Source organism: uncultured Pedobacter sp. (genome assembly GCF_913776295.1).
Taxonomy (GTDB): Bacteria; Bacteroidota; Bacteroidia; order Sphingobacteriales; family Sphingobacteriaceae; genus Pedobacter.
Genome location: NZ_CAJYOJ010000052.1, coordinates 22,200 through 45,669 on the forward strand (window position 1 = coordinate 22,200; position 23,470 = coordinate 45,669).

The window sequence follows — 23,470 nt, forward strand, 5'->3', positions numbered from 1 at the left end:
ATTTTTGCTTTCGAAAATTGCCTATGATGAATTGATCATCAAAATAAAAATACCAGATATGCCTGAAAAATACTGTTTTGATGTAGTATAAACCTTTCGATTTTGGCTATTTAATTCTAGGGTATGGCTGCTTATGGAGTGTGAAGAAAATATGTATATTCGTTCCATACCAAATAATACCTCAGTACTTTTTTCTCTATGTTCCTTTTACCAAAAAAAAACGCCTGCTTCCTACTTATTTTATGGATGTATGCAGGTATTTGTTTTGCACAGCCATCAACTGTTCCCATTACTTATCTGGGGGTAGAAAATGGTCTGTCTAACAATGTGGTAAATTCTTTGTACCTAGATCATTACGGTTTTATGTGGATGGGTACTTATGACGGATTAAACCGGTATGATGGCTATCAATTTAAAGTTTTTAGAAATGGATGGGGGGATGAACATTCATTGGTCAATAACCATATTACCGTACTTAACGGAGATGGGAAAAACCGGGTTTGGGTGGGTACCCAAAAGGGAGTCTCCTATTATGATTATGCCGATTCTAAATTCCATCCCCTGGTTTATCTGGATAAGGGTAAGAAAAATGAAGTAAGTTATGGAATTAATTCCATCGCCATAAGTGAGGCTTCAGTGGTGTATATCGCTACTGAGGAAAAAGGCCTTTTCATGCTCAAAAAGAATAATGGTATAGCACAACGGATCCCGTTTGGTAGAAACTACGATTTTACGGTTAAAGCCCTGTATACCGATAAAGATCAAACCCTTTGGCTTTTTATAAAAGACGTTGGTCTGTGTAGGTACGATCATGATAAAAATATACTCCGATTAGTAACCAATGCCGTACGTTCGGTAACTTGTATAACAAAAGGCACTGACCAGATGCTGTGGGTTGGTACAGAACGTGGCCTCTTTCAGTTAGATAAAGCTAAAGGAAATCTGACTAAGTTTAATCAGCATTTAGGTGATGAAAACATCATGAGTTTGTTGTTAGATGTGAAACAAAAACTTTGGATTTCGACTGATGGCGGAGGGATTACCATTTACGATACAAAAAATCATCAAATGGATTACCTGTCAGCAGGAAAAGAAAAAGGCTTACTGAGCAGTAATTCCGTTGCCCAGGTATACGAAGATGGCGAATCAAGAAAGTGGATTGCAACTCTACGAGGAGGAATTAATGTAATCGATCCTGAAAATGAGCAGTTTACAACCATCAAAAATGATCCGTTAAACAGAAATTCGTTAATCAACAACTTTGTGCTCTCCTTTAGTGAAGATGAGCACAAAAACATATGGATCGGTACTGATGGAGGTGGTTTAAGCGTTTGGAACCGAAGGCAGAATAAATTTCTCAACTATACGAAAACCAGTGATCCGAATTCTTTAACCAGCAACTTTGTGACCAGTATTTTAAACGATACAGACCACAATGTTTGGGTAGCCAGTTTTAGCGGAGGAATAGACCGGTTTAATAAAACAACTGGCAAATTTGTTCACTATAATTGTTATAATACGTATACAGGTGTTGATGATATTAACATTTGGAAGCTCTATCAAGATAAACAACAACATATTTGGGCAGGCACCACAAAAGGTGGTGCACTGTATCGTTATAATAAAAGCATTGATAAATTCGAACTTTTCGACCATAAATTAAAGGATATCCATACCTTGTTCCAGGATTCGAAAGGTAGGTTTTGGGCTGGAAATTATACAGATCTGATCGAAATCGATCCTATTGATAAAAAACACCGTTACACAAAGATCAAATATGCCATCAGGGCCATTCAAGAGGGCTTTAACCATCAGCTATGGATTGGTACAGAAGGAGGAGGATTGTTGCTTTTCGACCCCGAAACCAAAAAGATAAAGCGATATATCCAGCGTGATGGATTGCCTGGTAATTCGGTACTCAATATCCTTCAGGATAATCAAGGCAATTTATGGTGCAGTACCTACAATGGTCTATCCAAGTATGATGTTAAGCATAATAATTTTAAGAATTATTATGCTACTGATGGTTTACAGAGTAATCAGTTTAATTATAATGCAGCATTAAAGCTCACCAACGGAGATTTATTATTTGGCGGGATTGGTGGCTTCAACCTGTTTTCTCCGGATAGCATAAAGAAAAAAAGAAGGATACCTAAAATAGTGCTGACAGATTTTAGGATCAATAACATCTCCCTCGATCAGGATTCGGCTTACAATGATATTTCCATCGTTAATTTAGCCAGTATAGAAATTCCATTTAGTGCTGCTGTGATTTCTGTAGACTATGCAGCCATCGAATTCTCTTTTCAGGACCAGATTTCGTATGCCTATTATCTGGAGGGGTGGGATAGAGACTGGAATTATGTAAACAAACTGAGTACCGCTTATTATTCCAGATTAAACGAGGGAGAATATAAACTACATATTAAGAGCACCGATACAGACGGTGCTTGGACCAATAATGAGAAAATACTGATAATCAAAATTTTACCACCCTGGTACCGTACCTGGTGGGCCTATACGATTTACTTCATTATCGGATCTTTCCTGTTTTATCTTTTTCAAACCTACCGCAATCGGCAGAGAAGATTAAAACATGAAGTAGAGCTTACCAATTTTAAAATGGAGCGCGAAAAAGATTTGAATGAGAAAAAGCTGAATTTCTTTACCAATATCTCACATGAGCTAAGAACACCTTTAACCTTAATTGTTAACCCGATTAAAGATATCATCAAACAAAAAGAACCCGGGCAGGAAAGGAATGATTTAAGTGTAGTTTACCGCAATTCGAGGCGTTTGTTGAGCCTGGTAGACCAGTTGTTGCTTTTTAGAAAGACGGAAAGTGAAAATGATACTTTAAAAATTGTAAAGATCAACCTGTACAAGTTTACGAAAGAGATTTTCCTGTGCTTTAACTATCTGGCTAAGCAGAACCATATCGAATATAGTTTTGAATGCGAAGAAGAGGAACTGGATATTTATGGAGATAAAGACAAACTCGAAATCGTTTTTTTTAACCTACTCTCTAATGCACTTAAATTTACCCCAAAGGGTGGTTTTGTGAAGTTTAGTGTTAAAACCGTGGGGATGCGGGTACACGTAGAAGTAAGCGATAGTGGTCCGGGTATACCGAAGCACGTGGGAGAAAAGTTGTTCGACAAATTTTATAAGGTTATGTCGAACGAATCATTGAAAATGGGTTTTGGTATCGGCCTTTACTTAGCCAAAAACTTTGTAGAACTGCACAAAGGTAAAATTTCGTTCCGATCGAACCAGGGTTTGGGTACTATCTTTTTGATCGATATTCCGTTTGGTGAACCCAATTTACAGCATAATGGTATTTTGCAAAACGAATTAACTTATGTGAACGAACTGATTGCACAAGAGGAAGAATCAGAAATCAATGATGGCGAGAATGTAGGTAATCTGGAATTACTGATTTCTGATCTTCATTCTATTCTGGTTGTTGACGATAATCCCGAAATTATAGATTACATTAAGCAGATTTTTCAGGAAAATTTCAAAGTTTATAAGGCTGAAAATGGTACCGAGGGATTAAAAATTTGTAAAGAGTACCTGCCGGATATTGTGATATCTGATGTAAATATGGATGGCCTTAATGGTATAGAACTCTGTAAGGCGATAAAAGAAGACTCCGCCTTAAGCCATATTCCCGTAATTCTGCTCACCGGTGATCCTAGCCCTGAAATAAAACTTAAAGGAATTGAAGTGGGGGCCTACGATTTTATCGGTAAACCGTTCGATAAAGAACTTTTTACAGCTAAAATCAAAAGCATCATTAAAAACAGGACCAATCTCCAGTCGTATTTCTACAATGAAATCACATTAAAGAGTGATGCTCATAAAGTATCACAGGAAGATAAAGGCTTTCTTCAAAAGTGTATTATGATTATTGAAGAAAATTTAATGGAAGATAGCTTTAATGTGAAAACCCTGGCATCTGATCTCGGAATGAGCCATTCCAATCTTTATAAAAAGATCAAAGCCACTTCAGGGCAGTCGATAAATGGCTTTATCAGGTTTATCAGATTAAGAAAGGCAGCCGAATTGTTAATTAATACCAATTTAAATATCAATGAAGCTGCGTTTAGAGTTGGCATAAATGACAGCAAATATTTTAGAGAGCAGTTTCAAAAGCTGTTTAAATTAACGCCTTCTGAGTTTATTAAGAAACATCGGAAAAGTTTTCATAAATATTATAATATTAATGGAACAACATAAATGTTACGCTTTTTTCTGCCATAAACTCTATTTAGCCTAAAACGCCCCCTGCAAAGTGTGATTTAGCCCCCTATGTAAAGCTTAAAAATTTCGGTACTTCGGCTTTATCAAATGTTAAGAAACCGAGCATTGTAACCAATAATGTGTCAATACCGAATTAAAAGTATGTTCCTAATCTACGCCTTCATCAGCATGGGTTTGATGGGGGCTGCGCAAGAAACACAGTTGAGTACTGTTGCCAGTAACGGCTGGGCGAACAATTCGGTAAATACCGTTATTTTTCGTAAAAATGCTTTAATCAGCTTTAAAGATAGCCAGTATGCTGCTTATTACGACAATGAACAGAATGTAGTGTTGGCTAAACGCAAAATTGGCTCCACTCATTGGATAGCAGTTACTACACCTTACAAAGGCGACGCCACCGATGCTCATAAATCCATTAGCATTATGGTTGATGGTGATGGTTTCCTACACCTGGCCTGGGGGCAGCATAACAATAACTTAAACTACGCCAAATCCACTTCAGCAGGTTCGTTAACTGTTGGGAACAGGGAAAACATGTTAGCTGTGAAGGAAAACAAAGTCAGTTATCCTGAGTTTTACAAATTAGCCAATGGCGATCTGTTGTTTCTTTACCGTGACGGGGGTTCGGGAAACGGAAATCTAATGATCAATCATTATAGCCTGAAGACCAAAAAATGGACACGTGTACAGGATGGGATGATAGATGGGGAAGGGCAGCGAAATGCCTATTGGCAGGTTGCGGTAGATCTGGCTGGAACCATCCATTTATCCTGGGTATGGCGCGAAAGTCCTGATGTGGCCAGTAATCATGATCTATGTTATGCAAAATCAACCGACGGCGGCATCACCTGGTTAAAATCTACCGGCGAAAAATATATGCTTCCTATTACGGCAAAAAATGCAGAGTATACCGTGAAAATTCCGCAAAAAAGTGAGTTGATTAATCAAACATCGATGTTTGCCGATGCAGAAGGAAAGGTATTTATTGCAGGTTACTGGCGCGGAACGAACCAAACCGGCCCCCAATATCACCTTGTTTATAAAACAGACACCAGCTGGAAAGTAAGCAACCTGAATTTCAGAAAAACAACGTTTAGCCTAAGTGGCACCGGTACCAAGCGGATTCCGATTTCGAGACCGCAGATTATCGTTTGGCCAAATGGGAAACACTATGCCGCAGGTTTATTATTTAGAGATGCTGAGCGCCAAAACAAGGCATCTATCGCTTTAAACAGTAATCTGGGATCGGAAAACTGGACTATTAAGGATCTTACCCAAACGAGCATGGGCGATTGGGAACCTACTTATGACACCGAACTTTGGAAAACTAATAAGATATTGAGCTTATTTCTGCAAAATGTTACCCAAATAGATGGCGAAGGAAAAGCAGATCGTATGCCAACCCCTGTGCAGGTATTAGATTGGAAACCTAAAAATAAATAACGATTAAGAAATGAAATATTCACTGCCGAAATATTGTATTCTTTTATTACTGATATTTTTATCAGGCAAAATCATTGCACAATCTAAAAAGTCCGTTGATAAAACCGGATCAAAAGAAAATGTGGCTTATCTATTTACCTATTTCACCGGAAATTCGAAAGCAGAAGAGGCTATTCGTTTTGCTGTGAGTGCTGATGGTTATCACTATAAGGCATTAAACAACAATAATCCGGTGATCTCTTCTGAAAAAATCAGCAGCACAGGTGGCGTTCGCGATCCACATATATTACGCGGTGAAGACGGGAAAACCTTTTATATGGTTGCTACTGATATGGTTTCGGCCAAGGGCTGGGATGCCAACAGGGCAATGGTATTGCTGAAATCAAACGACCTGATCCACTGGACATCTGCAATTGTTAATATTCAAAAACGTTTTCCTGGTAACGAAGATTTAAAACGCGTTTGGGCCCCGCAAACGATTTATGATAAAACGGCCAAAAAATACATGATCTATTGGTCGATGAAGCATGGTAATGACCCTGATAAAATTTATTTTGCTTATGCCAATGCCGATTTCACCGACCTGGAAACAGCTCCAAAGCAACTGTTTTTTAGTCCAACCAATGGCTCTTGTATCGACGGAGATATTATTTACGATAAAGGAAAATATAACCTGTTTTTTAAAACAGAAGGTAACGGCAATGGCATTAAAAAAGCGGTTTCTGATAAACTAACAGGAGGCTATGTATTACAGGATAAATACCTGCAGCAAACTAAAGAAGCGGTAGAAGGAGCAGGCGTTTTTAAGCTGAACAATAGTGATGAGTACATCCTGATGTACGATGTTTATATGAAAGGCCATTATCAGTTTACCAAAAGTAAAGATTTGACCAATTTTACTGTAGTAGACCAGGACATCACAATGGATTTTCATCCCAGGCATGGAACTATTTTGCCGATTACTCAACAGGAGTTGAACCGGCTGCTCAAACAGTGGTATACCGTTGAGTCTGTTCTGCAAACCGCAAAAAATAGGGCCATAAATCAAAATAACATCGTTCTTGATAGTGTAAACCGAAAACTTTATCTGCCTGTAAATGATGGTACCGATTTAAAGGCTTTTGACCCTCAGTTTGATACCTTTAACCAAATCGGTGTAATGCCGAAAGGCAAAATAAATTTTTCAAACGGTCCGGTAGCCATCAAGGTAACTATTCCAGGTCAGCAGACTAAAACCTATGTAGTAACCATTGCCGTGGCAAACAATCCTGTATTAAAAGGCTATTATGCTGATCCTGAAATTTTGTATTCCAATAAAACTGCTAAGTATTATCTCTATCCAACCAGTGATGGTTTCAACAATTGGAGCGGTACTTATTTTAAGTGTTTCTCCTCAACAGATCTGGTGAACTGGAAAGATGAAGGCAAAATATTAGATCTTGAAAAAGAGGTTTCATGGGCAAAAAGGAACGCCTGGGCACCTACCATTACGGAGAAGAAAATAAATGGAGCATACAAGTATTTCTATTACTTTTCCGCCGCACAGAAGATTGGCGTCGCAGTTTCTGATCATCCGGCCGGTCCGTTCAAGGATAGTGGAAAAGCGCTGATTGCAAGCAGGCCAAAGGGTGCGAGAGGTGGGCAGGAGATTGATCCGGATGTGTTTAATGATCCTAAAACCAACAAAAGTTATTTGTATTGGGGAAATGGCTACATGGCAGTTGCACCTTTAAATGATGATATGATTTCGGTTGATACCAGTGCCATCAAAATTATAACACCAGATAATACTTTTAGGGAAGGTACAGAAGTATTTTATCGAAACGGGAAATATTACTTTTTATGGTCTGAAGATGATACCAGAAGCGAAAACTACAGGGTAAGATATGGCTTTTCGGATTCGCCTACAGGAAAAATAACCATTCCCGAAAACAATTTGATTTTAGCTAAAGATGTTGCCCAAAGCATTTATGGTACAGGACATAATAGTGTAATCAAAGTAAACGGCAAAGACGAATGGTATATGGTTTACCACCGCTTTACCCGTCCGAAAGGGATTTTAATGGGAGACGCTGCGGGTTTTAACCGGGAGGTTTGTATCGATAAAATGGAGTTTAATACGGATGGAACCATTATACCGGTGAAACCAACTGTAAGTGGCATTAAACCAATACGTTAATGGATTTGAAATTATACCGCGCATTATTTTTGCTCTTAGCCTTAATCAGTGGCACCGTAAGTGCCCAATATCAGCCGTCAAAGGAGGATGTGCTGGAAATGATTAACCGTGCAAATACTTATTGGCAACAAAACAATAAAGCCGAAGTACGTGCCTTTTGGGATCATGCAGCTTATCATACAGGGAATATGGAGGCCTATAATGTTACCAAAAATGAGACATACCGTAAATATTCAGAAGACTGGGCCCGGCATAATCAATGGATGGGCGCTAAATCAACGGATAAATCCAATTGGAAGTATAAATACGGTGAAACAGATGAATATGTTTTATTCGGCGATTGGCAGATCTGCTTTCAGACTTATGTTGATTTATACCATTTAAAACCCGAGGAATATAAAATAGCAAGGGCTAAAGAGGTAATGGAATACGAAATGGCTACACCCAACAATGATTATTGGTGGTGGGCGGATGGTTTGTACATGGTAATGCCAGTAATGACCAAACTTTATAAAGTAACTGGTGATCAAAAATACTTGGATAAACTGTATGAATATTTTATGTATGCCAACAGCATTATGTATGATAAAAAGGAAAAGCTTTATTATCGCGATGCCAAATATGTTTATCCAAAACATAAAACGATCAATGGTAAAAAAGATTTTTGGGCAAGGGGCGATGGTTGGGTGTTTGCAGGTTTGGCAAAAGTGCTTAAAGATTTGCCACAAACAGATCCACACCGGGACGAATATTTAACCAAATACCTTAAGATGGCCAGGGCAATTGTTAAAAGCCAGCAGGCAGAAGGTTATTGGACCAGGAGCATCCTGGATCCGCAACACGCACCAGGGCCTGAAACCAGTGGCACAGCATTTTTTACTTATGGTTTATTATGGGGAATAAATAATGGTTATTTAAAAGAAAAAAAATATTTACCAGCTGTGCATCAAGCATGGAAATATTTAACCAAAACTGCATTACAGCCCAATGGCAAACTGGGTTATGTTCAGCCAATTGGTGAGAAGGCTATTCCGGGGCAGGTGGTTGATGTAAATTCTACTGCAAATTTTGGTGTAGGAGCATTTTTGCTGGCCGGAAGCGAAATGTACCGCTACTTATCAAACAAATAATAAATGTTTATAAAAGAAAATGAGATTTAAATATATATTGATCGCAGCTTTGCTGATCATCTGCACTTGTGGGGCGTCTTTTGCACAAAAGAAAAGCAGAAATACCAAAAGTACAGCTTTAACCGACAGGCAATTTTGGTTACAGCAAATGGATAAGATGGTGAAACCTGTTTTATATAATCTGGCTAATGATAGTTTGCGAATTGCCATGCCTAAGGTTACATCTGTCCATATTGATAATAAAGAACATCGCGTTAAAGTACAATATGTTGAAGTTTTAGGTCGGGTTTTGAGTGGTATCGCACCATGGTTGCAGTTAGAGGGAGGTAATCCAGAAGAGGTGGCTTTAAGAAAACAATACCGGGAATGGGCCATTAAAGGACTGAAAAATGCATTGGATTCTAATGCCAAAGATTTCATGACCTTCGATATTGGCGGGCAACAACTGGTAGATGCATCTTATATAGCACTTGCCTTGGTACGTGCGCCATGGCTCTGGGAAAATTTGGACCGGAAAAACCAGGAACTGATGATGCAATCTATTGTAACTACCAGAAGATTCAAGCCTGTTTTTTCTAACTGGCTGCTGTTTTCAGCAATGAATGAAGCCTTTTTAGCCAGATTTGGCTACAATTGGGATCCTATGCGTGTTGATTACGCGCTGCAGCAAATGGAACAGTGGTACACCGGCGATGGTATGTATACCGATGGAACATCATTTGCCTTCGACTATTACAATAGCTATGTAATCCATCCCTATCTGGCCACTTTGGCCAATATCATCGGTGCTAAAACGAGCAGTTACAAAGATATGTTCGAGAAGGTTAAAAAGCGCAATGAACGTTATGCTATTATTCAGGAAAGATTGATCAACACTGATGGTACTTATCCGGCTACCGGTCGTTCCATTATTTACAGGGGAGCGGCATTTCACCACCTGGCAGACATGGCCTGGCGAAAAGCATTGCCCAAACAGTTAAGTCCCGCGCAGGTACGTTGCGCTTTAACGGCTGTAATCAGGAAAACTTTAGAGAGTCCTTCAACCTATAAAAATGGTTGGTTAACCATAGGTTTATATGGTGATCAACCCAATCTTGGCGATTTTTATAACAACCAGGGTAGTCCATATATCGCGTCAAATATCTTTTTGCCTTTAGGTTTGCCAGCATCTGATCCTTTTTGGGCTAACCCGGCAGAGAAATGGAGCGCACAAAAGATCTGGAGCGGAGAAAATTTCGAGAACGACCATAGCGTCAGTTTAAAATAGATAACACTTTAACACACAAATAGAAAACAGGGAATAACCCTCTTGGTAACATTAAAAAATAGTTGATTAAAATGATGAACAAAAGAATCAGTTTCGTTTTAGGATTTATCGCCTTTAGTCTGAGCTTAAGCAATTATGTTTCTGCACAGCAAACCTACACTTCTTTTACCCCGGGTAAAATTTGGAAAGATAATAAGGGTATTCACATCAATGCCCACGGAGGTGGTATTGTAGAGTATAAAGGCGTTTATTATTGGTTTGGGGAACATAAAGTTGAAGGAGAAATAGGAAACACAGCGCAGGTGGGCGTACACTGCTATTCATCAAAAGATTTATATAACTGGAAAGATGAAGGTATTGCATTGCCTGTTTCTAACGATTTAACAAGCGATATAGCCAAAGGCTGTATTCTCGAAAGACCAAAAGTGGTGTACAATAAGAAAACTAAAAAGTTTGTCATGTGGTTTCACTTAGAACTTTTGGGCAAAGGTTATGCTGCAGCCAGATCGGGAGTAGCCGTAGCCGATCGCCCAACCGGGCCATATACTTTTATCAAAAGTTACAGGCCAAACCCTGGCAAAATGCCGTTTTATGCAGCAGGCACAGATGTAAAAGATATGGTAAACTGCCAGAAACCGGCCAATGAAAGTGATGGCTTTTTCTGCAGGGATTTTCCTGGCGGGCAGATGGCCAGGGATATGACTGTTTTCGTAGACGATGATGGAAAGGCTTATCATGTATTTTCTTCTGAAGAGAATCTGACATTACACTTAGCAGAATTAACACCCGATTATTTAGGACATACCGGAAAATTCATCAGGATTTATGTTGGCCATCAAACTGAAGCACCAGCGTTATTCAAAAAAAACGGAACATATTATATGATCGGTTCAGGCTGCACAGGATGGGCACCAAATGCAGCAAGATGGTTTAAGGCAAGCAATATCTGGGGGCCATGGACTTATATGGGAAACCCTTGCCAGGGCGAAGGTGCCAACATAACCTTTGGCGGACAGAGTACCCATGTTTTACCGGCGCCCGGAAAAAAAGGGGAATTTATTTTTATGGCAGATAAATGGACACCCAAAAATGCAATTGATGGACGTTATTTGTGGTTGCCGATCAAATTTGAAGATGATAAAATCTCAATAAAGTGGGCAGATGAATGGGATCTGAGCGTATTTAAAAACTAGGGAAAAAACAAATTTTCAATATAACCTTGATGATTGGATTGCGCAGAAGTACGCAAAACACTACTTTTTTGCCTAAAAATCGAGTCATCTCAAAACAAACTTAAGAAAAAATGAAAGCAAAATTACTATGGCTGATGACGTTATGTTTCTCCTTATCGGCTTTTGCCCAGGAAGCTAAACATACGTTTAAGCTAGGAGAAAAAGACTTTTTATTGGATGGAAAACCTTTTCAGATTATTTCCGGCGAGATGCACTATCCACGTGTACCAAAAGAAGCCTGGCGGGCACGTATGAAAATGGCCAAAGCAATGGGCTTAAACACCATTGGTACCTATGTATTCTGGAATTTGCATGAACCACAAAAGGGCAAGTTTGATTTTTCAGGCAATAACAACATTGCAGAGTTTGTGAAAATTGCCCAGCAAGAAGGACTGTGGGTTATTTTAAGGCCAAGTCCTTACGTTTGTGCAGAGTGGGAATTTGGTGGCTATCCTTACTGGTTGCAAACTGAAAAGGGCCTTGTGGTAAGAAGTACCGAACAGCAATATCTGGATGAATATAAAAAGTATATAATTGAAGTGGGCAAACAGTTGGCCCCGTTGCAGATCAACCATGGTGGTAACATTATTATGGTGCAGGTAGAGAACGAATATGGTTCTTATGCTGCCGATAAAAAGTATCTAGATATCAATCGGAAAATGTTTATAGATGCGGGCTTTGATGGCTTGCTTTATACCTGCGATCCGGCGGCAGATGTAAAAGACGGGCATTTGGATGGATTACTTCCTGCACTAAACGGAATTGATAATCCAGCAAAAATCAGACAGTTGGTAAATGAAAATCATGGTGGCAAAGGCCCGTATTTTATTGCTGAATGGTATCCTGCATGGTTCGACTGGTGGGGAACCCCTCATCACACTGTTCCAGCTGAACAATATACGCAAAAATTAGATTCGGTTTTAGCATCAGGAATTTCAATTAATATGTATATGTTCCATGGCGGAACCACCCGCGATTTTATGAATGGAGCCAATTATAAGGATACTTCACCTTATGAGCCACAGATTAGTAGTTATGATTATGATGCACCTTTAAACGAAGCAGGAAACGTAACCGAAAAATTTAAAGCATTTAGGAGCGTGATCGAAAAACATCTTCCCGCAGGACAAAGTTTGCCTCCGGTTCCAACTGCAAAACCGAGCATGGCTATTGCACCTTTTAAATTGCAAACTAAAGTAGCCTTATTTAACGCCTTGCCTAAAGCAGTGAAAAATAGCAAACCCTTAACTTTCGAAGACCTTAGTCAGGATTATGGTTACGTATTGTACCGTACTACCATCAAAGGTGGAAGAAAAGGTGAACTGCAGCTTAAACAATTGCGAGATTATGCACTTGTTTTTGTTAACCAGAAAAGAGTGGGTATTTTAGACCGTAGGCTAAACCAGAATACCTTAGCCTTAGACCTTCCGGCAGGAGAGGTGCAGCTCGATATTTTCGTGGAGAATATGGGACGTATCAATTTCGGAAAGTATTTGTTGGAAAACAAAAAAGGAATTACTGAACAGGTTAGTTTCGATGGTAGCGAAATTAAAAACTGGTCTATGTATGGCTTTCCTTTTAGCAATGATCGCATCGCTGCAACAGGTCAGGCAAAAGCAAGTGGATATGGGCCAACCTTACAAAAAGGATCTTTTCAAATTTCAACTGTGGCGGATACTTATTTAGATATGACTGATTGGGGCAAAGGTGTGGTTTGGGTTAATGGACACAACCTAGGAAAGTATTGGGCAATTGGTCCGCAACAGACGCTTTATATCCCACAAGAATGGTTGAAAAAAGGTAAAAACGAGATTTCGGTTTTAGAACTGATCAAACCTGATCAAAATATTTTAAAAGCAATTGATCAGCCGATTTTAAATATGCTTAAAAATTAAATGTACATTAACATTTAAAATTGTAGGGGTTAAATTGTTAAATTAAGTAAAATAACAATTTAGCCCCTATTTATTACCATATTACCCCTCACTCAGTTATTGCAATAAGTGGTTACTTTGCGAAACTTATACTTAATTCCATGAGTAACTTTTATAGCAAACCAGACTATTGGCTTTAAGCATATTTTAATCTGTTCCAAAGCTATCTTGTAGTAACCAACTAACCATTAATTCATATGAAAAAACACTTACTATTGATCTGATTCGATTATATTCTTGATTAAGCGCCCAAGCTTAAAATAATTTAGGATTATACACTCCATAGCCAAATGCAAGGTATGTATCCATGGTCTTTGCCGTATCCTTAAATTTATAAACCAACATTACATTGCCAATACACACCATATTTTAAGGTGTGTATGCTGCAGTACAACTAACTAATTATTAAAATATGAGTGGAGAAAAAACACTTAAAAATCTAAGGTTCATATTCATATCGTGGGCCTTTCTAACTTTAGCTAATCAAAGTTACGCAAACCCGGGAAATCTGATAAACAGGCAAGATACCGTTCAACTGAAGAGTGTTATGTTTACCATTCTGGACGGAAATGATTTCCCGTTAGCAGGTGCAGATATCTCAAACGTAAGTATTAAATATAGCGCTAAAACAGACAGTGCAGGGACAGTAAAACTAAATTCAAAGAGGAATGATATCATCCGTGTACATTACAATGGTAAATTACTGAAAGAGTACACAGCAACCGGAAATTTGAACCAGATTATCCGTATTGATGGTAACAATATTATGGTGATGCAGCAAAAAAAGGTGGTGTTAACCAATGACATTAAAGTATCACCAGGTCTCACTACCTCATCCACCCAGGCTGTATATAATAACGATCTGGTTAAATCGACAATAACAAGTGTTAAAAACGCCTTAACTGGAAGATTAGCAGGTTTATATACCAATCAAACCAGCGGACGTCCGGGACTCGAAGAAGTAACGGTGTCTTTAAGGGGCCAAAATCCAATTGTTCTGGTTGATGGAATACCGAGAGACCTTACAATGATCGATCTGGAGGAGATAGAGTCGGTTACTGTACTTAAAGATGCAGTTTCTACTGCTATGTTGGGACTAAGATCATCAGGTGGTGCAATTGCCATAACTACAAAAAGAGGTTTTGTAGGTGCACAACAAATTGCTTTAACCGCTCAAACTGGTTACCAGAGTCCGTTAAAAATGCCAAAAACCTTAAATGCGTTCAATTACGCAACCCTATACAATGAGGCAAGGGTAAATAGTGGTGATTTACCGGTTTACACACAAGCCGATTTAGATGCTTTCAGGACCGGATCAGATCCTATTGGTCATCCTGATGTGGATTGGCAGAACCAGGTGTTAAAAGACAGGTCAGCATTCAGCCGGTATGATTTAAATTTCCGTGGAGGAGGAAATACAGCAAGATATTATGTTGGTTTAGAATATCAGAACCAAAAAGGGCAGTTTAAGGAGAATGATCTGAATGAGTATTCTACCAACGCCAGCTTCAGCAATTATACTGTGCGTTCAAATGTTGATATCAACCTTACTCCAAAAATGACTTTAGGCCTGCACCTTTTTGGCCGTATTGGAAATTATACTCAACCGGGGAGTACCGCTGCCAATATATTTAGTGCTATACTCAATACCCCAAACAATGCTTATCCGGTATTCAACAGCGACGGCAGCTACGGGGGAAATACACAGTTTCAGAATAATATTTATGCGCAAACGGTTAGCTCAGGATACCGCTTAAATTACCGGAGAGATATCATTACAGATTTAACTTTAAAAAGAAATTTAGATGATGTAATACCTGGCCTATGGGCACAGGCTCTTGTTTCATTTTATTCCGGTATATCCGAAAATACAGATCGAAGCAAATCTTTTGCAGTTTCTAAACAAACTGGTACAGGTTCAACGGCTTCCTATCAGGTTTTTGGCACAAATGGTACACAAACCAACAACACCTCAATAGATTATCAAAACAGACAATCTTATCTGGAAGGGGCTGTAGGTTACAAAAGAAATTTTGGCCTGCATCAAATTGATGCTCAAATTAGGGCAACGAGCGATAATGTAAATAGCGGTAGCGACCTTGGTTTAAATTACTATGGTGGCTCTGGCAGGGTTGCATATAATTTTGATGAGCGTTATACAGCAGAAATAGCATTTGGCCTTAACCGTACAAACCGGTATCCAAAAGGATCACCAATGGGATTTTTCCCTGCGGCAGGTTTGAGCTGGACGCTTACCAAAGAAAAGTTTATGCCAAAGTTATCCTGGTTGAATGACCTTAAGTTATTTGCCAGCTATGGGCGTACGGGGAATGATGCTGCCGGTTACTTTGTTTTCCAACAGTTTTATGTAAACAGTCCAAGTTCGTATTTCTTTGGTACCAGTGCTTCAAGCAGTACAGCATTGCGTCAGGATGTCCTGGCAAATCCGAATGTAACCTGGGAGAAAGGAGACAAGTTAAATTTAGGGCTAAAAAGTGTTTTATTTAACAACCATTTATTTTTACAGGCTGAGTACTTCAATAATAAATATTCAGATCTGCTTACCTCACCTAATTTATCAGCCATAGTTGGTACTACCCTCCGAAACTTAAATGTGGGTATCAACCGATATAGCGGTTTCGAACTTCAGTTAAACTGGCAGCAATCTTTAGGTAAATTTAGCTATTTCATCTCCGGTAACGCGAGTACGCTAAAATCAGAAGTAATTAACCAAAATGAGGTATTTAGAGAATATAGTTACCAAAGCCGTACCGGCCAGCCCGTAGGCCAGCCATTTGGCTATATTGCTGATGGACTTTTCCAATCTCAGGCGGAAATTAATGCAGCAGCCAAAATTGCAGGTTATAGCCCGGTACCAGGTGATATCAAATATAAGGATTTAAATAACGACGGTGTAATTGACCAGTTCGACCAGGCAAAAATTGGTACAGATAAGCCATTAATTTATTATGGTGTAAATGTTGGATGCTCTTATTCTGGTTTCGATTTAAGTGTATTGCTACAAGGTGTCGCCAATAGAAACTTATTGCTAACCGGTAATAGTGAATGGGAATTTCAGAATGGTGGCTTTGGGCAGGCATATGAGCATAACCTGGATCGCTGGACCCCGGCAACGGCTGCAACAGCAACTTATCCACGGGTTACTGTAGGAAATAACTTTAACAATAATATTATTTCATCTTTCTGGATGCATAATGGTAGTTACCTGAGAATAAAAAATGTGGAGTTGGGCTACACCATTTCATCCCGATTTGCCAATAAGGTAAAAGTTTCAGGCATCAGATTATTTGTAAATGGAACAAACCTGTTTACAAGTGCTTCATTTGATCGGGTAGATCCGGAAACTAACGGTGGTGTATACCCCATTCAAAGGGTTATTAATGGAGGCTTGAGTGTTAAATTTTAATCTTTAAATAGATGAATACTAAAATAATAGCTGTGGTGGTGATCTTAATAGGGATGGCATCATGCAAAAAATATGAAGAAACCCCTTTACAGGGAATTAAAAGAGATAATGTTTACGATCCACTTGATAAAAATGGTGATTTTGCCAGACAGGTACTTTCTGATTTATACACATCGCTCCCAGACGGTTTCAATAGGGTAAGGGCCGATGGAGATAACACCGTTGGCGATTTTCTTGATGCCGGTAGCGATGATGCGATTCCATCTGTACAGAATAGGGTAGTGGAATATTATAAAAACGGCAGGTTAAATTCTACCAATAACCCTGATGATAACTGGAGTAGCGCATACCGCGCAATTCGTGCTGCCAACGATTTCCTGGCCAATGTGGATGTAGTTCCGGTTGATGCGAATGCACCAAAAACCATTCAGTATTGGAAAGCTGAAGCACGTTTTATCAGGGCAATGAATTATTTTGAGATGATTAAACGGTATGGCGGTGTACCATTAATTGGCGATAAGGTGTTAACACCAGACGATAATCTACAGATTCCACGTAATAGCTTTGAGCAATGTATTAATTACGTGGTGAGCGAATGTGATGCCATTAAAGGTTTATTGCGTGTAGAACCGGTTGTAGATTCAGATTTGGGCAGAATTACGAGGGGTGCAGCTTATGCATTAAAAGCAAGAGCATTGTTGTATGCGGCGAGTCCACTTTTTAACGGAGGCGGAACAGCCAGCGATCCGGTAAAGAAAGCATTGGCAGGTTACCCAACGTTCGATGCCGGAAGATGGACATTGGCATTGAACGCTGTGCAAGACCTCATTAATTTAAATGCATACCAGCTTACCACAACGTTTAATGCAGCTTTTATCGGTAGAAAAAATACAGAGGTTATACTGGCAAAACAAAGGGCCAAAACTTTCGATGTAGAAACCAATAACGCTCCTATGGGATATACTACACCTTTAAGTAATGGTTTAACCAGTCCAACGCAAGAATTGGTTGATGCATTTCCGATGTCTAACGGGTTAAGTATTACTGATCCTGCTTCGGGTTATTCAGCAACTAATCCTTATTCCGGTAGAGATAAAAGATTAGACAATACTGTTTTCTATAATGGTGTAAGGTGGTTGAGCCGCAATGTGGAAACATTTGAAGGTGGCAAGGATAAACCCGGAGGCGTGGCTGTACAAACCAGAACAGGCTACTATCTAAAAAAATATATGGCCGATTTCTCTAATGCAACAGCTTATGCTACGCAAGACCATAACTTTGTTATTTTTCGATATGGAGAAGTATTACTCAGCTATGCTGAATGTTTAAATGAGGTAGGTAGAACCTCTGATGCCTATGCACCATTAAGATCCCTTCGCTTACGGGCCGGAATTGCTGCTGGTACAGGTGCAAATGCCTATGGTGTCAAAGATGGAATGTCTCAGGCCGATATGCGGACTTTTATCCAAAATGAAAGAAGAATTGAGATGGCTTTTGAAGAACAGCGTTTCTGGGACATCAGAAGATGGAAAATTGCTGGTCAGGTTTTAAATGGCTCACTTCATGGTACTACAATTACCAGGTCATCAGCTGGTACCTTAACCTTTGCCCCATCAACAGTGAGCAATACCACATTTAATCAGCGGTTTTACCTGATGCCTGTTCCTTATTCAGAGATAATCAGGAATAGAAGCCTGATACAGAATGAAGGTTGGTAATGATTAATAATAAGTTAGAAATGAGAATATTTATGAAAAAATATATATGCCTGTTAGCCTTCACCATTTTGTCGAAAATACTTTTTGCGCAAAATGTAAATATACAAGGCCAGGTTAGTGATAAAGAGGGAGGCATCCCGGGAGCAACTATCATCGAAAAAGGTGTTCCGGGCAATGGGGCGTCTACCGGTATTGACGGTAAATTTAAGATGACCCTAAGGGGTAAGAGCCGGATTTTAGTGATTAATGCCATTGGTTATCTGGCAAAAGAGGTTACCGTTGGCCAATCGGCCAACATCAATGTAACATTAGAGGCTGATGTTAAAGGTTTGGAAGAAGTGGTGGTTGTAGGTTATGGTACCACTAAGAAAGCGACCTTAACTGGTGCAATTAGTTCGGTATCCGGACAGGATATCAGAAGAAACCCTTCTGCAAGTTTACAGAATACTTTGGCCGGTAGATTACCTGGTTTCAGTTCGCAGCAAACCAGTGGTCAGCCCGGTTCAGATGGGGCAACGTTTTTTATCCGTGGAACAGGTTCTTATACCGGATCTAATCAACCCCTGATTATTGTAGATGATATTGAGTTTACTTATGCGCAATTTGCACGTTTGGATGCGAATGAGATTGAAAGCTTAAGTATTTTGAAAGATGCATCTACAACAGCAGTATACGGTATCAAAGGTGCTAATGGTGTAGTTTTGGTTACCACCAGACGTGGGGTTGTGGGGCCTCCAAGTATTACTTTCCGTAGTGAGTATGCACTCTCGCAACCCACGAGGCTGCCCAAATTTCTTGATGCATATGAATCGGCTAAGCTGGTAAATCAAGCCAGGGTAAACGATGGTCTACCTGTTTTATATACCAACGCCGATCTGGAACATTGGAGAACCGGCGATGACCCTTACGGACACCCGAATGTAGACTGGAAAGAGGTATTATTCCGTAAGTTTAGTTACCAATGGCGCAACAATTTTGATATTAGCGGTGGTAACGATATCGTGAAATATTTTGCCTCGGTAGGGATGATTAATCAGAATGGTCTTTTAAATGATTTTGGTTCCGGCGAAGATGTAAACAATAACTTTTACTACAAAAGGTACAACTACCGTTCAAATATTGATATTAAGGCCACAAAAACCTTAAATGTTAAATTTGATTTATTTGGAAATATTGGAGAAAGAAATAATCCGGTAATTCCAAATATAAATGGTATCCAGAATATATTTTATTTTTATAACAGTTACCTAACCCTGGCGCCTTTTGCTTATCCTATTTACAATCCTGATGGCAGTTATGGTTACAGTTATGCGCAACCTGGCCGTTATTCATCACCGAATATTGTACAGGCATTAACGCTTGGAGGATACAGCAGGGATTTCGAAAATAACATGAATATTAATGCAGCAGCTACGCAAAAGCTTGATTTTATTACGAAAGGACTTTCTTTAAGGGGCGCTATTGCTTATGGCAGTACTTACGCATACTCCAGGGGCTTGTCAAGAGGAACTTATCCTGCTTTTATTTACAACCCGGCCGATGGAAGTTATACCCCTAAAGATCCAAACGTATTTAGGGTAGGTTTTTATTCATTAAACTATAGTCCTGGTTCTACCACAAGAACAATTAACCCACAGGCTTCATTAAATTACGATCGTACTTTCGGTTCGCACCACCTATCTGGTTTGGCATTGTATAACAGAAGAAGTTACTTTGGATACAGAGATGCTAACAATTCAAACCGCATATTAAATTTTATACCCGTTCCAACCAGTGGCTTTTCAGGTCGTGTAGGATATGATTATAAAGGAAAATACCTGGCTGAATTCAATGCAGGTTATAATAAAACAGAGGTTTTTGCCTCAGGTAAAAAGTATGGTTTCTTCCCAGCCGGATCGATTGGTTATAACATTTCGGAAGAAAACTTCTTTAAAGAAAATATCAAGTTTATTGATCGTTTAAAACTAAGGGCTTCATACGGTTTAGTTGGCACAGATGATATTGGTAATTATGCCTATGCTTATCTGCAAACTTATAACAATAGTGGTACCGTATCATTCGGAACTTCTCATAATGCCTATAATGCCATATTTGAAGGCCGTTTGGCGAATGCCGATGTTACCTGGGAAAAGGTAAAGAAGCTAAATGTCGGTATGGATTTAACCATGTTTAAAGGACGTGTAACCTCTACGCTTGATGTATTTAACGATGATCGATACGATATTTTAACCAATAGAGGAACTGTTTCCTATGTGTTCGGACAATCGTTGCCGCCGGTTAACCTCGGAAAAACAAATAATAGGGGATTTGAGCTGGAACTTGCTTACAACGATAAAATTGGTAAAGATTTTACTTATCGCGTTGGCGGTAATATTTCTGTGGCTAAAAATAAAATTGTTTTCCAGGACGAAGCCTTACCGCTTTTCCCGTACCAGCAATATACAGGCAATCCAATCAATACACCTAAACAATTTAAATTTTTAGGTTTTTATCAGGACGCAACTGATGTTGCAAACAGTGCGAAGCCACTTACCGGTGCAAAACCAGGCGATCTTAAATATGCCGACTTAAATGGAGACGGTTTAATTACGGATGCTGATCAATCTTATTTCGGATATTCCAATACCCCAAATACCATTGTGGGCTTTAATTTAAGTGCAAACTATAAAACCTTAAGTTTAAATGTGTTATTTCAAGGCGCATTGAATTTTAATGTGGCAGGTGTGAGGGAGTCTATCCAGGCTTTTGGATCAAACTTCCAGGCGATCCATCAGCAAAGCTGGACTCCGGAACTTGGTCAGAATGCCAGATACCCTATATTATCAACTTCTCCAAATTCAATTTCCATTCCTACTGCACCATCTGACTTTTGGAATGTTAGAGGTGATTATTTAAGGCTAAAATCGATTGAACTTAGTTATGGAATTCCACAAAGTTGGGTAAATAAAGTGCATTTAAAAGGGGCAAGAATATATGTAAATGGTACAAACTTAATTACGTGGACCAAACTTGGCTCGTTGTACGAATACGACCCCGAAATATCAAGTTACAACACGAATACCAATTATCCGCCACAAAGGCTATATAATATGGGTTTATCGGTAACATTTTAAGTTTAAGTTATGAAAAGATATATTGTAATTGTTTTAATTTTAACAAGCCTGATCTCCTGCAAAAAAGCAACCAGTTACCTTGATCAGCAAAATGCCGGGCAGGATGCATCGGTGGTATTTAGTGATAGCGTAAGAACATTAGGCTTTTTAAATGGGATTTATCAGGGATCAGCTTTTTCGTTTAATAAAGGGCGCTGGGACGGTCATGGAAACCTTGAAGAGGCTACTGATGATGCAGAATATCGCTACAGCGGGTCGGGGCAATATGCCGTAATTCTGTACTCAGGAAATGTTAACCCATTAAATGTGGTAAAAGGCAGTTCAACCGATTTTTATGTGCAACCCTATTTACAGATTCGTGCGGTAAATTTATTCCTTTCTAAATTACCGTCTACGCCACTGGCCTCCTCTACTAAAAAACGGGTAGCCGCAGAAGCGAGGTTTTTGCGGGCCTGGTATTATCATTATCTGGTAAAGTCTTTTGGTGGCATAGCGCTTCTCGGCGACAAGTTATTTGATAAAGATGATATCATTGATATTCCACGCAATAATTATGAAGATTGCATCAATTATATTGTAAGCGAATGTGATGCCGCTGCAGCAGACCTTCCTTTAGACCAGTTAGACCAGGATTACGGAAGAATTACAAAAGGCATGTGCCTTGCATTAAAATCAAGGGTGTTGCTCAGCGCCGCAAGTCCGCTATTTAATGGGGGAGGAATAGTTAAAACGGGTGCAATTGCCAGTATCATTGCTTATCCTACCTACGATGCCAACCGTTGGGTAATAGCTGCACAAGCGGCTAAAGCGGTAATTGATATGAATAAGTATAGCCTCGTGTTCGATAATACTACCGCTCCAGGTTATGGCTTTTACAAAACCTTTGTTAACAGGGCAAACAGCGAATTGATATTTACTTATACACAAGCTCCGAACAAAGATTTTGAGGGACATTTTCTTCCTCCTTCGCGAAATGGGGGATATTATTCAACACCAACTCAAAACCTGGTCGATCAGTTCGATATGCGTAACGGCAAGCCGATTACGGATCCGGCTTCAGGTTATAATGCAGCCAATCCGTATGTTAACCGCGACCCAAGGTTCGGTTACACGGTGATTTACAATGGTTCATCTTACGCAAATAACAGTGGAGCTCAAACACCTGTTTTTACCTATGTAAATGCACCTAGTGATGGTACTGGTATTGGAACTACTTCCGGATATTATGGTCGTAAAATGTGCGATGTGAACGTAACGTGGGGCGGAAGTGCAACAGCTGACAGAGGTTATCCGTTAATGAGATATGCCGAAATATTGTTAAATTATGCTGAAGCACTTAACGAATCGGGACAGATTAGTGATGCGCTTACCTACATCTTCAAAATCAGAGAGCGGGCAGGGATCCTGCCTGGTACTGACGGTAGATTCGGTATTAAAACCGGAATCAGCCAGTCAGAACTCAGAGAGGTTATCATGAAGGAAAGACGAACAGAAATGGCATTTGAAGATACACGATTTTACGACGAAAGAAGATGGAAGATTGCTGAGGTGACTGAAAATGGCTTCAACAAAGTGATGCTCATCACACCTAAAACGGGTACAACATCTACATCTACTGACGGTAATTCATATAATTATCAAATCTCGAATTCCATTAGAAAACATAATTTCCGTGCCGCAAATTATCTGTTGCCCATTCCACAGAGCGAAATTTTGAAACTTCCATCATTTTTGCAAAACCCAGGATACTAATTTTTAATT

Annotated in this window: 11 protein-coding genes; all 11 read left to right on the forward strand. The window is 39.4% G+C overall.

The features are described 5' to 3' along the window. Window positions 1-246: 246 nt before the first annotated feature. The 11 genes from QZ738_RS10530 to QZ738_RS10580 all read left to right on the forward strand — a co-directional run bounded on the left by QZ738_RS10530 (window position 247) and on the right by QZ738_RS10580 (window position 23,461). Window positions 247-4,242, forward strand: coding sequence for a hybrid sensor histidine kinase/response regulator transcription factor (locus QZ738_RS10530; protein ID WP_293787283.1), 3,996 nt, complete (start codon window positions 247-249; stop codon window positions 4,240-4,242). Window positions 4,243-4,407: 165 nt separating this feature from the next. Beyond that, the gene (locus tag QZ738_RS10535) at window positions 4,408-5,709 is read left to right on the forward strand and encodes a BNR repeat-containing protein (protein ID WP_293787285.1); all 1,302 of its coding nucleotides are present in this window, start codon (window positions 4,408-4,410) and stop codon (window positions 5,707-5,709) included. A 10-nt stretch (window positions 5,710-5,719) separates the two neighbouring features. Further along, the gene (locus QZ738_RS10540) at window positions 5,720-7,888 is read left to right on the forward strand and encodes a family 43 glycosylhydrolase (protein ID WP_293787287.1); all 2,169 of its coding nucleotides are present in this window, start codon (window positions 5,720-5,722) and stop codon (window positions 7,886-7,888) included. Further along, entirely contained in the window at window positions 7,888-9,018 is a 1,131-nt protein-coding gene (locus QZ738_RS10545) for a glycoside hydrolase family 88 protein (protein WP_293787289.1), read from the forward strand. Before QZ738_RS10540 ends, QZ738_RS10545 begins: the two co-directional genes overlap by 1 nt. Before the next feature lie 19 nt (window positions 9,019-9,037). Beyond that, complete coding sequence (locus QZ738_RS10550; RefSeq protein ID WP_293787291.1) at window positions 9,038-10,285, forward strand: DUF2264 domain-containing protein; 1,248 nt, start codon at window positions 9,038-9,040, stop codon at window positions 10,283-10,285. Between the two features lie 71 nt (window positions 10,286-10,356). Further along, window positions 10,357-11,478 (forward strand): glycoside hydrolase family 43 protein, encoded by a 1,122-nt coding sequence (locus QZ738_RS10555; protein ID WP_293787293.1) that lies wholly within the window; start codon window positions 10,357-10,359, stop codon window positions 11,476-11,478. 110 nt (window positions 11,479-11,588) lie between these two features. Next, entirely contained in the window at window positions 11,589-13,412 is a 1,824-nt protein-coding gene (locus tag QZ738_RS10560; protein ID WP_293787295.1) for a beta-galactosidase, read from the forward strand. Window positions 13,413-13,998: 586 nt separating this feature from the next. Further along, window positions 13,999-16,878, forward strand: coding sequence for a SusC/RagA family TonB-linked outer membrane protein (locus QZ738_RS10565; protein WP_293787297.1), 2,880 nt, complete (start codon window positions 13,999-14,001; stop codon window positions 16,876-16,878). An 11-nt stretch (window positions 16,879-16,889) separates the two neighbouring features. Further along, window positions 16,890-18,596 (forward strand): RagB/SusD family nutrient uptake outer membrane protein, encoded by a 1,707-nt coding sequence (locus tag QZ738_RS10570; RefSeq protein WP_293787299.1) that lies wholly within the window; start codon window positions 16,890-16,892, stop codon window positions 18,594-18,596. Window positions 18,597-18,628: 32 nt separating this feature from the next. Further along, complete coding sequence (locus QZ738_RS10575; protein ID WP_293787301.1) at window positions 18,629-21,709, forward strand: TonB-dependent receptor; 3,081 nt, start codon at window positions 18,629-18,631, stop codon at window positions 21,707-21,709. Between the two features lie 9 nt (window positions 21,710-21,718). Next, entirely contained in the window at window positions 21,719-23,461 is a 1,743-nt protein-coding gene (locus QZ738_RS10580) for a RagB/SusD family nutrient uptake outer membrane protein (protein ID WP_293787303.1), read from the forward strand. Window positions 23,462-23,470: the final 9 nt, after the last annotated feature.